Source organism: Fictibacillus sp. 26RED30 (assembly GCF_015903845.1).
GTDB classification, from domain to species: Bacteria; Bacillota; Bacilli; order Bacillales; family Fictibacillaceae; genus Fictibacillus; species Fictibacillus phosphorivorans.
In genome coordinates, this window is record NZ_JACZDV010000001.1 from 1738512 (window position 1) to 1753158 (window position 14647).

The 14647-nt window shown below is 40.0% G+C and carries 13 protein-coding genes; all 13 read right to left on the reverse strand.

What is annotated here, in order from left to right; all coding sequences use genetic code 11:
- Positions 1-290: 290 nt before the first annotated feature.
- Positions 291-1856: a ribonuclease Y gene (gene rny / locus IHV11_RS08875; protein ID WP_197127778.1), complete on the reverse strand. Its 1566-nt coding sequence runs from the start codon at positions 1854-1856 to the stop codon at positions 291-293.
- Between the two features lie 404 nt (positions 1857-2260).
- Positions 2261-3307 carry a recombinase RecA gene (gene recA, locus IHV11_RS08880; RefSeq protein ID WP_197127777.1) on the reverse strand — a complete coding sequence of 349 codons (1047 nt, stop codon included), beginning with the start codon at positions 3305-3307 and terminating at the stop codon, positions 2261-2263.
- A gap of 127 nt (positions 3308-3434) precedes the next feature.
- Complete coding sequence (locus IHV11_RS08885; RefSeq protein WP_197194403.1) at positions 3435-4676, reverse strand: competence/damage-inducible protein A; 1242 nt, start codon at positions 4674-4676, stop codon at positions 3435-3437.
- Between the two features lie 154 nt (positions 4677-4830).
- Complete coding sequence (gene pgsA / locus IHV11_RS08890; RefSeq protein ID WP_066393829.1) at positions 4831-5409, reverse strand: CDP-diacylglycerol--glycerol-3-phosphate 3-phosphatidyltransferase; 579 nt, start codon at positions 5407-5409, stop codon at positions 4831-4833.
- A 42-nt stretch (positions 5410-5451) separates the two neighbouring features.
- Entirely contained in the window at positions 5452-6318 is an 867-nt protein-coding gene (locus IHV11_RS08895; protein ID WP_197127775.1) for a helix-turn-helix domain-containing protein, read from the reverse strand.
- Positions 6319-6336: 18 nt separating this feature from the next.
- Complete coding sequence (locus IHV11_RS08900; RefSeq protein WP_066393823.1) at positions 6337-7113, reverse strand: DUF3388 domain-containing protein; 777 nt, start codon at positions 7111-7113, stop codon at positions 6337-6339.
- 134 nt (positions 7114-7247) lie between these two features.
- Positions 7248-7505, reverse strand: a complete 258-nt coding sequence (locus IHV11_RS08905; RefSeq protein ID WP_066393818.1) for a DUF3243 domain-containing protein — start codon at positions 7503-7505, stop codon at positions 7248-7250.
- 69 nt (positions 7506-7574) lie between these two features.
- The gene (gene ymfI, locus IHV11_RS08910; RefSeq protein ID WP_197194404.1) at positions 7575-8300 is read right to left on the reverse strand and encodes an elongation factor P 5-aminopentanone reductase; all 726 of its coding nucleotides are present in this window, start codon (positions 8298-8300) and stop codon (positions 7575-7577) included.
- Between the two features lie 61 nt (positions 8301-8361).
- Positions 8362-9651, reverse strand: coding sequence for an EF-P 5-aminopentanol modification-associated protein YfmH (gene yfmH, locus IHV11_RS08915; RefSeq protein WP_197194405.1), 1290 nt, complete (start codon positions 9649-9651; stop codon positions 8362-8364).
- On the reverse strand, positions 9632-10936 hold the full coding sequence (gene yfmF / locus IHV11_RS08920) for an EF-P 5-aminopentanol modification-associated protein YfmF (RefSeq protein WP_231620215.1): 1305 nt from the start codon (positions 10934-10936) through the stop codon (positions 9632-9634). The genes yfmH and yfmF overlap by 20 nt, the downstream gene beginning before the upstream one ends.
- A gap of 113 nt (positions 10937-11049) precedes the next feature.
- Positions 11050-12012 carry an ABC transporter permease gene (locus IHV11_RS08925; protein ID WP_197127772.1) on the reverse strand — a complete coding sequence of 321 codons (963 nt, stop codon included), beginning with the start codon at positions 12010-12012 and terminating at the stop codon, positions 11050-11052.
- Positions 12012-13064, reverse strand: coding sequence for an ABC transporter permease (locus tag IHV11_RS08930; protein ID WP_197191125.1), 1053 nt, complete (start codon positions 13062-13064; stop codon positions 12012-12014). Before IHV11_RS08930 ends, IHV11_RS08925 begins: the two co-directional genes overlap by 1 nt.
- Entirely contained in the window at positions 13054-14580 is a 1527-nt protein-coding gene (locus tag IHV11_RS08935; protein ID WP_197191126.1) for an ABC transporter ATP-binding protein, read from the reverse strand. The genes IHV11_RS08930 and IHV11_RS08935 overlap by 11 nt, the downstream gene beginning before the upstream one ends.
- Positions 14581-14647: the final 67 nt, after the last annotated feature.

Consider the following 14647-nt stretch of genomic DNA (forward strand, 5'->3'; position numbering starts at 1 on the left):
TAAGGCTTGTATTCCTGCCGAAACAAAATTGTGCTTACTCTCTCTATTTTGTTGTTTTGTTAAAGCAGCTGCCCTATGAATAAACCCCGGTATTCTAGTACCCTTAACAAACTTCTTTCAAACCATAATGTGGTTTTTTCGGAAAAAAACTGCGATTCATTGTATTCATATACAGCTTTTTATGTGAGCGATTCTCGGTTTACTCCTGCTCAAATTCCACACCTTCTACTAGTTACGAAATTTCTTCATATAAAAAAGCGATGGGATTGTTCTCCCACCGCTTTGTTTGTTTATTTTGCGTATTCAACTGCTCGAGTCTCACGAATGACTGTAACTTTGATGTGTCCTGGATAATCCAGTTCACTTTCAATCTTTTTCGTAATATCACGTGCTAGTCGGTATGATGCTACATCATCGATCAGATCCGGTTTAACCATGATACGTATCTCACGGCCTGCTTGTATCGCAAAAGATTTTTCAACACCATCAAATGATTCTGAAATCTCTTCTAACTTTTCAAGTCTGCGTATATACGTTTCAAGTGTTTCACGGCGTGCTCCTGGTCTTGCTGCAGAAAGTGCATCTGCTGCCGCAACTAGAGTAGCTATGATCGAAGTTGCTTCAGTGTCTCCGTGGTGAGACGCAATGCTGTTGATGACTACTGGGTGTTCCTTGTACTTCGTAGCAAGTTCCACACCAATGTCAACGTGACTGCCTTCAACTTCATGATCAATCGCCTTACCAATGTCATGAAGCAAACCAGCTCGTCTTGCAAGATGAACGTCTTCTCCTACTTCAGCTGCCATTAATCCAGCTAAGTAAGCCACTTCAGTTGAGTGTTTTAGTACGTTTTGACCGTAACTTGTACGATACTTCAAACGTCCAAGAATTTTAATCAAATCAGGATGAAGTCCGTGAACACCAACTTCGAACGTTGTCTGCTCTCCTACTTCGCGGATATACTCATCCACTTCTCGACGTGATTTTTCAACCATCTCTTCAATTCGTGCAGGGTGAATTCTTCCATCCTGTACAAGCTTGTCCAAAGCCATCCGTGCAATTTCACGGCGGATCGGATCAAATCCAGACAGAATAACGGCTTCTGGAGTATCATCAATAATTAAGTCAATTCCAGTTAACGTTTCTAACGTCCTGATGTTTCGCCCTTCACGTCCAATAATTCTTCCCTTCATTTCATCGTTAGGAAGGTTTACTACAGAAACTGTAGTTTCTGCTACGTGATCGGCTGCACAGCGTTGGATAGCTAGGGAAAGAATTTCTTTTGCTTTCTTGTCCGCTTCTTCTTTAGCACGGTTTTCCATCTCTTTTACCATCATAGCCAACTCATGTGTCATCTCGTTCTCAGTTTCCGTCATGATAATTTGGCGGGCTTCATCCCTGGTAATGCTGGAAATGCGCTCAAGCTCTCGCTGTTGTTCTTTCAGCAATTCCTCCACTTTGCTTTCAATCTCTTCAATTTGTCGCTGTTTTTTGGTGAGAGACTCCTCACGTCGCTCTAAAGATTCCTCTTTTTTGTCAAGAGTTTCACTTTTTCTGTCTAGGATCTCTTCTTTTTGAACCAATCGATGTTCTTGTTTTTGAAGCTCGTTTCGACGTTCGCGAATTTCGCGTTCAGCTTCGGTACGTAGCTTATGGATTTCATCTTTTGCTTCTAACAGCGCTTCTTTCTTGCTGGCGTCAGCATCGCGCTTTGCATCTTCAACAATTTGCGCAGCTGCTCGTTCTGCGCTTGAAATCTTCGCTTCAGCAATTGATTTCCTAACAAGATATCCGACAATAGCACCGACACCTAGTGAGACAAGCAAACTGGAGATGAATACTGCTAAACTTGGCATATTCCCACCTCCTCTTGCTTTCTGCTTTTCATACTGCATTTTTGGCGTCAATCGTCTTACATGTGCTGTGCACCATTCATGTCGTACAAATTCTATACATATCTTTTAATTTCATAAGAAATCAAAATATATCTTCATTTTATAGGTGTGCCAAAGGCTTGTCAAGAGAGTCAATCTTCTATAATAATTGGTTGACTTAAAAATAGCAAGGAGCATATTTTGCCTGCAATATTCTTTATTATTGCTGTAGTTACATTGTTACACTCGAAAAGGAGTTCACCTCCATCTCCAACTTTTGCTCGTCGCTCCGCTATGAAAATATATCGTTTTAAGCAACCATTCTCTTAAAAATGATCCGTTTAAAGAAAAAAGACCGGTCGCACTTGACCAGTCTTCACGCTTGACTATTCTGTTAACTCAAACTCTTCTTCTGCTGAAGGAGCTTCTACTTCAGCTGTTGCTTTGCCTTCTAGCTGATAATAGTTGCGGATCTCTGCAACGATTGCTGATGCAATCTCAGGGTTTTCTTTAAGGAATTGCTTAGAGTTCTCACGTCCTTGACCTAAACGTTCGCCTTCGTAAGAATACCAAGCACCACTCTTTTGAACGATATCAATGTCCGAACCGATATCGAGAATCTCACCTTGATATGAAATTCCTTCTCCGTACATAATATCCACTTCAGCCGTTCTAAACGGAGGAGCAACTTTATTTTTTACAACTTTAATCTTTGTTTTATTACCAACAACATCCTGACCTTGTTTCAACTGTTCAGCACGACGTACTTCCAAACGAACGGATGAGTAGAATTTAAGCGCTCTTCCCCCTGGTGTCGTTTCAGGGTTTCCGAACATAACGCCAACTTTTTCACGAATTTGGTTGATAAATACTGCGATGGTTTTCGATTTATTAATGGCACCCGAAAGTTTACGAAGTGCTTGGGACATAAGACGAGCTTGAAGACCAACGTGAGAATCTCCCATTTCCCCTTCAATCTCAGCTTTAGGAACAAGGGCAGCAACGGAGTCAATAATTAAAATATCTACTGCTCCACTTCTTACAAGAGCTTCAGCGATCTCTAGTGCTTGTTCACCTGTATCAGGCTGAGACAACAAGAGCTCATCGATATTCACGCCTAGCTTTTGTGCATATTCAGGATCAAGCGCATGCTCTGCATCAATAAATGCAGCTTGTCCACCATTACGTTGAACTTCTGCGATGGCATGAAGGGCAACAGTAGTTTTACCTGATGATTCAGGACCGTAAACTTCGATAATTCTTCCGCGAGGATATCCACCGATTCCAAGTGCGATGTCCAAAGTGATCGATCCACTGGATACTGTTGAAATTCGCTGTTCGGTTTGTTCACCCAATTTCATAATAGAACCTTTACCGAACTGCTTTTCAATTTGGCGTAGAGCCATATCTAAAGCTGCTTTTCTATCGCTCATTCAATTCACTCCTCAAATTCATTTTACATGTATTTTTTGTTTCATTAATTCTGTTACTTGCTACTTCTCTATCATATCTCTTTTTTGTTCATTTGCCAATCATTTTACGAACATTTATTCGATTTTTTTATTGTCCTTCTTTGACCAATTGATTTAAATAGCGAAATCCATGCTTTACTGCTCTTTCACGAATCCCTTTTCTTGATCCTGCAAGTTTTATTGAATAAGAATAGGTTTGATTCCCAATTGAAATTCCGATGAACACTGTTCCTGCAGGCTTGTCTTCTTGTGCATCAGGACCCGCAACACCAGTAAAGCTGATGCCGATGTCAGTCTTTGACTGCTTTCTAATCTCCTCTGCCATCCACTCTGCACATTCTGAGCTAACAACACCATGATCTGTGATCAAGTTATGAGGTACTTTAAGCATCGATTGTTTTAATGCGTTTGAATAAACAACGACCCCTCCCTGAAAAACGGCAGAAGCACCAGGAAAATCAGTGATGATCTTGCTGAATAGTCCTCCAGTTAAGCTCTCTGCCGAAGCAATCGTCAGCTGATTATTTAGAAGAAGGTCGAAAGTTTGACTCTCTAGCGTTTCATCGTTATATCCATAAAAATAGGAACCTGTACGACTTAATACCTCTTGTTCTACTTCATCTAGCAGTCTCTTCGCCTCAGTTTCCGAAGGGTGAGCTGCAGTAAGCCGAATCGTAACTTCATGTTCAGATGCTAACGGCGCAATAGTAGGATTGCTTTGTTTTTCAATCAAATCTTGAAGCTTCGTTTCTAAGACCGATTCTCCAATACCAAAAAACTTTAATACCCGCGAATGAAACTTAGTCTGTACATCCATCTTAGAATAAAGATAAGGAATAACATAGTTGTTAAACATCGGTCTCATCTCACTAGGTGGTCCAGGTAGGAGTATACACGTGTTGTTAACATGAGTAAACGCCATTCCAGGCGCCATACCGTTATCGTTTGGCAAGACGACAGATCCTTCTATTATGAGGGCTTGCTTCTTATTGTTAGGTGTCATCTCTCGATTGGTTTGAACAAAATAATTGGTTATATACTCTAACGCAGCTTCGTCATGAACCAATTCCTTCTGAAACAGTTTTGCGATTGTTTCTTTAGTAAGATCGTCTTTTGTTGGTCCAAGACCTCCAGTAAAGATGATCAGATCGGATCTTGTCCTAGCTGTTTGAATGACAGATGAGAGACGGTTTTGATTATCACCTGCTACTGAGTGATAAAAGACGTTCACTCCGATGTCAGCCAGTCCTTTTGAAATAAATTGAGCATTCGTGTTTGCGATCTGTCCTAATAAAAGTTCACTGCCAACTGCTATGATTTCTGCGTTCAACTCATACACGCTCCCTGATTGTATTCTCTGATATCACATCATTCAACTTTAACTATTCTAAGATTCTCTATCTTTTCTTCATGTTTTCTGCAATTTCTACTACAGCTAATAAAAAAACAGGAGTTATCTGCTCCTGTTTTTTCTTCATTCTGGATTACTTTGATTTTAATAGAATATGTTTGCTGTTCACGAAATACTCCCAGCCAGAATATAAGGTAATGAGTGTTGCTGCCCAAAGACTGATCGTTGCAAATGGTAATCCGATCCATGCAAATGGAAGATTATGAAGCAACAACGCGGAGATCGCAATAATTTGAATCCACATCTTCAGCTTGCCCATCTGTCCTGCTGCAATGACCTCGCCTTCTGCTGAAGCAACAGCACGGATGCCTGTAACAGCAAACTCTCGGCTAAGGATAACGATAACCATCCATGCAGGTGCAGCTCCAAGTTCAACTAATCCTACAAGTGCAGCCGAAACGAGTAGCTTGTCTGCTAGTGGGTCCAAGAATTTCCCCAAATTCGTAACGAGATTATATTTTCGTGCATAATAGCCGTCAACCCAATCGGTGCTGGATGCAAAGATAAAGATCAGCGCAGCAACAAAATGAGTGACAGGCAATTCTTCACCAGCAATTTTCCAGACTCCCCAATCAAAATCGCCTAAAAGAACGATCATAAAGAGTGGAATTAAAAAAATTCTAGAAATGGTAATCTTATTAGGTAAGTTCAATGAAATTCCTCCAAAATACGGTCAAAATCAATTTTGTTATAACTATTGTTGAGCCTTACGAATCACGATTTTTTGATGGATCAGATCAGTAGCAGGGACAGGATATGTGAATGCTTCCCCATTGATCTTAATAGATGTTACATGAGACGCGCCAATATTTAGTGTTACCTCTTTTGCAGAAGATAGATCAAAAGTTTCTGTTTGACCCTTTTTCATCTGGTTATCGAAATAGCTTTTCTTCGTCTCATCTTGAATACCTACGTAACTAGGACCATTTGCGCTAAGCTCTACAACGAGTTTATCCGTATCTTTCAGATCATAAGTCGTTACTTTTCCGATCGTTTCAAGCTTTGTTAACGTTTGTTGTTTCACTTCTTCTTTTGGAGCTTCAGAATCTTTTTCTTCAGTAGAATCTTCTTTGTCTTTTTTTGTTTCTTCTTTTTTCTGTGGTTTGTTTTCATCTGCGTCTAATAAAACACCTGGCGCATCATTCCCGCTTTTAGCTTGATCATTCCCATCAGGAAGAAGCTTCCAAACGACAAAGAGAACAACCACGATTAAGATTCCAATAAGTATGATTGGGATCAATCTCTTTAAAAGTGAATGGTCTTCTGATACTCCGGATCTCTCTCTTTTTGAACGGGGTTCGAACTCTGTTGTCGGTTCTTTTGCCGATTTTGGAATCTCATGAGAATATTCATCAAAGATGGTCTCATAATGCAAACCTACAGCTTCACAATAATTTTTAATAAACGCTCGAGCATAAAACGATCCAGGAAGTACTTCATACTTTCCTTCTTCAATCGCTACTAGATATCGTTTTTGTATCTTTGTCGCTGTTTGAAGTTCTTCGAGTGACATTCCTTTTTCTTCACGTTTTTCTTTTAATAACTTACCGAGTTCTGTCAACCTTCCCACCTACTTACGTCATTCTAAATTTCCGAATCCTGTTTGATCTTGTTTCAGAGCTTCATATGTAATTTCTTCATCACGATGACTTTTTAGCTCGATAATGTAGTCAAAATCATCAAGTGTATATTCCGTTTGCTGAACAAAAAGATCAGGATGTTCCACAACTTTCGCTGCAGGAAGCCTCATGATCTCTCGTATGAGCTGCCAATGCTTATCATTCATATTACGTGCTGAGACTGCACCATCAATAATAAAAACGTGGTCAGAATCGTATTCATCATCCGCTAGCATACTCCTAACGGTCTGACGCAATAACGTCGATGAAATAAAGACCCAACGTTTATTCGCACAAACACTGGATGCAACGATACTCTCAGTTTTCCCCACACGCGGCATGCCTCTAACGCCGATTAATTTATGTCCTTCAACTTTATATAATTCAGCTAAAAAGTCAACTAATATACCAAGTTCATCTCTAATAAAACGAAACGTTTTCTTATCGTCAGCGTCGCGTTCAATATATCTGCCGTGTCTTACAGCGAGACGATCGCGAAGCTTCGGTTTTCGAAACTTGGTTACTGTAATGTTATCCATTGAATCTAAGATCGATTGAAGCCGGTTGATCTTTTCTTCGTTATCAATGATCAGAAGCATTCCACGTCGCTCGTTATCAACACCGTTAATCGTGACGATGTTAATTCCAAGCATACCTAATAAGGAAGATATATCCCCTAGGAGACCCGGCCGGTTTTTATGTATCTCATACTCTAAATACCATTCTTGCTCTCCCATAATTCATCTCCTTATTCTTTCAAAATGAAACAAAATTCTACATCTATTCTTGTTTCTAATAATAAATGATTTCAATTTATTATGAAAGCAAAATAAAAGGATGTTAAGAAAAAATTCTTAACATCCTTCACCATTTAGCGGCTACCGTCGTTTTGAACTAGCTTTACCATCATGTTAGCGATGGCGTGTCTTTCGTTTTCATCAGCCACTTTCCAAAGATCGGCAAGAACTTTTTCTTCCTCGTTTTTTGGTTCAACGTGGTTCGCTAAGTATCCACCGATCTCCGTTGCTAAGTTCGAGATCGTATCGTGGTTCATACCTTCGTGTTCCGCGTGATTTAAACGCTCTGCCAAGAAATCTTTCCATTGACCAAAGTTGTCTAATACAGACATGCTGTCTCCTCCTTCAAGGTTGATACAGCATTAATATCTCTTAGTTTCACTCTTTTTATACATGTTTTTTTAAGTAAACCACGATCCGTTTATAGAAAGGATGTGACCTGAGATATAGTCTGCTTTTTCGCTCATTAAAAATTCAACAGCATGAGCAACTTCACGTGGTTCTCCAAAACGTCCTGCAGGTATGTCCTCAGTTAACATACGCTTCTCCTCGTCTGAAAACTGATCCATCATTGGCGTCGAGATGACCCCAGGAGAAACACCATTCACTTGAATGTGACTAGGAGCTAATTCTTTTGACAGTGCTTTAACAAACGTATTTAATCCGCCTTTTGCAGCAGAGTATACAGTTTCACACGCAGCACCTACTTCTCCCCAAACAGAAGAGATCATGACGATCTTTCCTGATTTTTTCTGAATCATGTTAGGAACAATGGCTTTTGTTAGTGAGATCGCACTTAAAAGGTGCAACTGCATCGTCTCTGTTATGGATTGTTCAGTAAAATCAGTGAGTAGACCAAATTGAGCAGAACCACAATTAAAAACGAACACATCGATGGGCTCTTGAATTTGAGCCAACAATGCTTTTGGTCCTTCTGCTTTGGACAGGTCAGCAGACACGATAAAGACAGGTACTCCGTATTTATCTTTTAATTCTTTCTGCAGCTTTTCTGCTGCACTTAGATTGGTGTTGTAGTGAAGGTATAATCCACAACCATTTGATGCCAACATATGGCTGATCTCGCTCCCGATAGCTCCGGATGCTCCTGTGACAAGCGCATTTTTCAATGTTAATCCCTCATTGCTCTAAAAAAACACCCTACCTCAGCAGGATGTTTTTTTTCATTTATTATGACTTCTTTTTTTGAACTTGGCAAACGGTCATTGCTTCTTTTTTAAAGTGATTCTGTAAGACTTCTTCAACATCGGGAACTGTAAGTGATTCGAAAACCGGAATCACATCAAAAAGGTCCATTTCATTGAACGCATAGCGAGTGAACTGATTTGCAATAAACTCCGGTGAGTTCAATGATCTTAAAAAAGCACCGATCTTCTTTTTACGAGCACGATTAAATGAATCTTCATCGATCGACTGTTGTTTAAAGGCTTCAACCATCCCAGAGATTCTTTCAACAAATCCATCTGGAGAACGAGTGTCTCCTCCGAGCATGCTGAATCCAAATCCATTTTCTTCTGTGTAATCAAAAGAGAACGTCTGGTCGATCAACCCTTCTTCATACAATGTTTCATAATTCGGCGAGCTTTTCCCGAACATCATTTCTAGAAGAAGGTTGACACTTAGTTCATGTTTCATCAACTCTTTTCCTTGGCGATTAGGAGTAGCTTCTTTATAACCCATATAGCATTTCGGCGTCTGCACCGTCATCTCGATGACTTTCTTTGATTTTGCGACCGTTTGTGGCTCCTCATCAAAAAATCTTTCGATGTGTTCTTTTTCCTTAAACGATTTTTGTGATTGATTGTCTTTAACGAAATTCAAAATTTCTTTAGCATCTATTGGCCCTACGATAAAAAGAATCATGTTGCTAGGGTGATAAAACGTCTCATAACATTCATAAAGATCATCTTTTGTAATCTTAGCGATGGATTTTTCTGTTCCAGCGATATCGATCTTGACCGGATGATGGTGATACATATTTTCTATCAGGCCAAAATAAACGCGCCAATCCGGGTTATCATCGTACATTCTGATCTCTTGACCGATGATTCCTTTTTCTTTCTCGACCGTCTTTTCTGTAAAATATGGTTCTTGTACGAAGTCGATCAAAGTGGTTAAGTTCTTCTTCACATCACCGGTTGTTGAAAACAGATAAGCGGTTCTGTTAAATGTCGTGAACGCGTTGGCAGATGCACCTTGTTTACTAAAATCTTGAAAAACATCTCCATGCTCTTTTTCAAAAAGTTTGTGCTCCAGAAAATGTGCGATTCCATCAGGAACTTTGACATTTTCATCTTTACCCAATGGTTTAAAGTGATTATCCACCGATCCGTAATGAGTTGTAAACGTAGCGTATGTCTTGTTAAATCCTTTCTTTTCAAGAACATATACCTTTAACCCGTTCGGCAGTTCTTCATAGTGTAGCGTTTCATCTAATTGATCAAACGTTTTCATTCCCATTCGTGCCAGCTCCCTTCAAGAAGAAAATCGTATCAAGTGTTACTTTTTTTGCTACTGCAACCACATCGTCTTTTGTTACTTTCTTTATTCCTTCCATCCACTCTTCGATGGAGCGATCTGTCCCTGCAACAACATTATGATATAGTACTTCCGATAGACCGATCGGATGGTCGATCGTCTCTAACACTTGGTTGTTGATCATCGCTTTCGTCTGTTCAAATTCAGAGTCCGTGATATTACCCTTTTTCATTTCTTCATGTTGTTCTTTAATGATTTTTACAGCTTTTTCGTAATTGGCAGTCTCAATTCCGCTCATAACAAAAACAGCTCCTTTATGGCTCTCGAACCGAGAAGCTGCATAATAAGCCAAACTTTCTTTTTCACGAACGTTCATGAACAACTTGGAATGAGAAAAACCGCCGAAAATACCGTTAAACACTTGTAGAGCGAAATAATCATCATCTGCATAAGTGGTATACGTGCGATAACCCATGTGCAGCTTTCCTTGTTGTACATCCTGTTCTTCAAAGATTTCTTTAACTTCAGAGATTCTTTTTTCATCTCTAGCATTCACCGCTTTAGTCTCATCTTCTTTTCTATCTTTTGAAAAACGAAAATGCTTACTAACTTTCTCAACCATCTCATCTGTTGAAATATCACCGATCACATAAAGATCGATCTTATCGTTTCTAATCACTTCTTGATAATAATCAAAAAGTTCTTTGGATGAGATCGAATCCACTTCATCACCGTTTCCATACACATTTAACCGGTATGGCTCTGTGTCATACATCTCTTCTAACAGTCGTTTATTTGCATAACGCATCTTGTCATCATAGATCGATTCGATCTGTTGTTTCAGACTGCGCTTTTCTTTTTTTACGATTCCCTCTTTAAACACATCACCTTCTAAAGGTGGGGCTAGAAGAACTTGAGATAATAGATGGAAGGCTTTATCTAGAACAGGTTCTGAATTGGATAAAAATTTCTCGTTCGCTACCTCCATCCGAATACTGATCACTTGATTCTCACCTTTTTTAGAAAGATCAGCATTCAATGTAGCTCCATAAAGATCATCCAAAGCACTTCTCAGCTCTTTTGAAGAAGGAAAATCCTTCGTTCCGCTCTGTAAAACATAAGCAAGCAGAGCTCGCTTTGTTACATTCTTTTCGTTGATCGGTTCTTTTACCTGAAGTATGAACGATGTTGTCTTATACTTTTTGGTTTCGATCGTATGTACAGTCATGCCGTGGAGATTGGTTTTTTTATGATTAACAATTCCCATTGAATAAGTACCCCTTTCATTATGTCTACATCCTAGTTTACCCATTTTCGATACCTGACATGACATTCCTCCTTGTAAAACAAAAAAAGTCCACCGAATGGCGGACTTTTTTGTTACCTTTTTCCTTTTTCGTAAGGTGTACCAAGAGCTTTCGGCGCATCCGCACGTCCTACAAGTCCAGCTAAAGCTAGTATCGTGAGAACGTATGGTGCGATCAGCAAGAATACTTTTGGAATATCTTGAAGACCTGGAATCTGTGCTCCAGAGATGCTGATCGCTTGTGCTAGTCCGAAGAATAAAGCAGCTCCTAAAGCTCCAAGTGGATGCCATTTACCAAAGATCATGGCAGCTAGAGCCATGAAGCCTTGTCCTGTGATCGTAGAGTGTGTGAAGTTACCTGAGATAGAAGCTACATAAACAGCTCCACCTAGACCAGCTAGAGCTCCACTCAACAGAACTCCGACATAACGCATCTTTTTAACGTTGATTCCCATCGTATCTGCTGCCATCGGGTGTTCACCTACTGAACGAAGGCGAAGACCAAATGGGGTTTTGTAAAGAACATACCACACGATTAAAGCTACAAATACTGCTAGATAAGAAGTCAGATACGCATTTGAGAAAAATAGTTTACCGATTATCGGAATATCTGATAAGAACGGAATGTCACTTTTTGAGATACGTTCTGAAATAACAGGTGTTTGTCCTGCATTAAAGATTTTTTTCGTTAAGAAGATCGCGAGTCCCGCTGCCAAGAAGTTGATTGCAACTCCACTAACAACTTGGTCCGCTTTTAACGAGATACTTGCAACGGCATGAATAGATGCAAATAGTGCTCCTACGATCATAGCTACAACAAAACTGACCCATGGTGCTGCACCATCTAATCCGAACTGTTCTCCGTAATAGATCGTTACGGCTCCTGTAAAAGCACCAAAAAGCATGAGACCTTCTAATCCGATATTTACAACTCCAGACCTTTCACTAAAAACGCCACCTAGAGCGGTAAAGATTAAAGGAGCAGCAGACACGATTGCAGCAGGTATGATTAGTGCTAGAATATCCATAAAACTCATCAGATCTTACCTCCTCTGTTCACACGGTTCATCAACCAATGAACAAGATAGCTGCACGCTACAAAGAAGATGATTAGAGCAATTACAACACCTACAAGTTCAGTTGGAACACCTGCTATAGCTTGCATGTTCAGGGCACCAATCTTTAATCCGCCGAATAGTGCAGCACCTAAAATAACACCGATCGCACTGTTCGCACCTAAAAGTGCAACGGCGATCCCATCAAATCCTACACCGGTAAATCCGGCATTGATCGTCATGTATTGATACGTACCTAATCCTTCCATACTTCCTGCAATCCCTGCGAATGCTCCTGAGATCGCCATGGATAGAACGATGTTTTTCGAAACGTTGATTCCAGCGTACTGAGATGCATGCTGATTGAAACCTACAGCACGTAGTTCATAACCTAATGTTGTTCTCCATAATAAGAACCACATGATTACTGCTGCAACGATCGCTACAATGATTCCAAAATGCAATGTCGAGTATTCAGTAATACTTTGTAAAAACGGTGAAGCAAGAGAAGCGGATTCTTTTACGTTCTCCGTTCGCTCACCCGGAGCAAGCATAAAATTACGGATGATTTCATTTGTGCTATAAAGTGCGATATAGTTCATCATAATCGTTGTAATAACCTCATGAACTTTAAAGCGCGCTTTTAAAATACCAGGAACAGATCCCCATAATGCACCGGCAACACCTGCAGCAAGTACAGCGAGAGGAATATGAATGATCGCTGGGGCATCAACAAAAATCCCTACATAAACAGCAGCTAACCAACCGACTAAAAGCTGTCCTTCTACTCCGATATTAAATAATCCGGTTCTAAACGCAAATGCAACAGCAAGTCCTGACAAGATAAGAGGTGACATCTGCCTAATTGTTTCACCTATATAATATGATCCACCAAAAATACCTTGAAAAAGCGCTACATAAGCTTCAATCGGCTTATATCCGCTGATCAGCATGATGATGCCACCAATCAATAGACCTAGAAATACAGAAATAAGAGGCACTATAAATTTTATTTTTTTTGTATTATTCTGCATGAACGGTACCTCTCTTTCCTCCAGCCATCAGTAGACCCAGTTCTTGTTCTGTTGTTTCTTTCGGATTTACGATCGCAACGATCTTTCCTTCATACATCACTGCGATTCGGTCACTCACGTTGATGATCTCTTCCAACTCAAAAGAAACAAGCAGAACCGCTTTTCCATTATCCCTTTGTTCGATCAGCTTGGAATGAATGAATTCAATCGCCCCAACATCAAGACCTCGAGTTGGCTGAGCGGCGATCAAAAAGTCCGGATCACGGTCAACTTCTCTAGCGATGATCGCTTTTTGCTGATTTCCACCGGATAGTGCACGTGCTGGCGTATAAGCATCAGGTGTACGAACATCGTATTCTTCGATCAACTTTTTCGCTTTATCAAAAATCGGTTTAAAGTTTAAAATTCCAGACTTAGAATATGGCTTTTGATAATACGTTTGGAGTACCATGTTCTCTCCTACTGAAAAGTCCAATACAAGTCCATGTTTATGCCTATCTTGCGGAATATGACTCAGACCGTTCTCTGTAACATTTCGAGGAGACTTATTCGTAATCTCTTTATCACGCAGATGTATAGATCCTTCGTGAACTTTATGAAGACCTGTGATTGCTTCTAATAGTTCAGATTGTCCGTTTCCGTCAACTCCAGCGATTCCAACAATCTCCCCAGCATGAACCGTCAAGTTCAGGCCGTTAACCGCAGGCACTTTTCTGCTATCCTGAACGACAAGATCTTTAATCTTCAATACAGCCTCTTTAGGAACAGCATCATTTTTTTCAACTTTAAAGTTTACTTCACGACCAACCATCATCGCTGCCAAAGAATCAGGGTTAGAATCGCTAACGTCTACCGTACCAACGCCTCTCCCTCTTCTTATAACCGTACAGCGGTCACAAACTTCCATGATCTCTTTTAATTTATGAGTGATAAGGATGATAGACTTGCCTTCATTAACAAGCTTTTTCATGATTTGAATAAGTTCTACGATTTCTTGAGGTGTTAACACGGCAGTCGGCTCATCAAAAATGAGAATATCCGCTCCTCTATAAAGCGTTTTCAAAATTTCTACACGTTGCTGCATACCAACTGAGATATTTTCAATCTTTGCGTTAGGATCTACACGAAGTCCATATTGATCTGAAAGAGCTTGTACTTCTTTTGCAGCTGTTTGTAAATCCACTCTTCCGCCTTTAGTAGGTTCTTTTCCAAGAATGATATTTTCGGTAACAGTAAACTTATCAACGAGCATAAAGTGCTGATGAACCATCCCAATACCAAGCGAGTTGGCAATATTCGGATCATTGTTCACCACTTTATTTCCTTTTACGAAGATCTCCCCTTGTTCAGGTTCGTAAAGACCGAACAAAACATTCATTAACGTTGATTTTCCTGCACCATTCTCTCCTAGTAATGCATGGATCTCCCCTTTTTTTACTTGAAGCGTGATGTTATCATTCGCGACGATTCCAGGGAATTCTTTTCGGATGTTACGCATATCGATTACATATTCCATATTCTTGCTCCCCCCTTATTGCATAAGGAAGGACTTGGCTTATGCCAAGTCCTGGCCAATTATTTAA

Excerpts from the sequence above, each read along its gene's own strand:
- IHV11_RS08935 (WP_197191126.1), bottom strand. The coding sequence starts at position 14,580 with ATGGAATATGTAATCGATATGCGTAACATCCGAAAAGAATTCCCTGGA.
- IHV11_RS08905 (WP_066393818.1), bottom strand. The coding sequence starts at position 7,505 with ATGTCTGTATTAGACAACTTTGGTCAATGGAAAGATTTCTTGGCAGAG.
- IHV11_RS08930 (WP_197191125.1), bottom strand. The coding sequence starts at position 13,064 with ATGCAGAATAATACAAAAAAAATAAAATTTATAGTGCCTCTTATTTCT.
- IHV11_RS08925 (WP_197127772.1), bottom strand. The coding sequence starts at position 12,012 with ATGAGTTTTATGGATATTCTAGCACTAATCATACCTGCTGCAATCGTG.
- IHV11_RS08900 (WP_066393823.1), bottom strand. The coding sequence starts at position 7,113 with ATGGGAGAGCAAGAATGGTATTTAGAGTATGAGATACATAAAAACCGG.
- recA (WP_197127777.1), bottom strand. The coding sequence starts at position 3,307 with ATGAGCGATAGAAAAGCAGCTTTAGATATGGCTCTACGCCAAATTGAA.
- yfmF (WP_231620215.1), bottom strand. The coding sequence starts at position 10,936 with ATGGGAATTGTTAATCATAAAAAAACCAATCTCCACGGCATGACTGTA.
- rny (WP_197127778.1), bottom strand. The coding sequence starts at position 1,856 with ATGCCAAGTTTAGCAGTATTCATCTCCAGTTTGCTTGTCTCACTAGGT.
- yfmH (WP_197194405.1), bottom strand. The coding sequence starts at position 9,651 with ATGGGAATGAAAACGTTTGATCAATTAGATGAAACGCTACACTATGAA.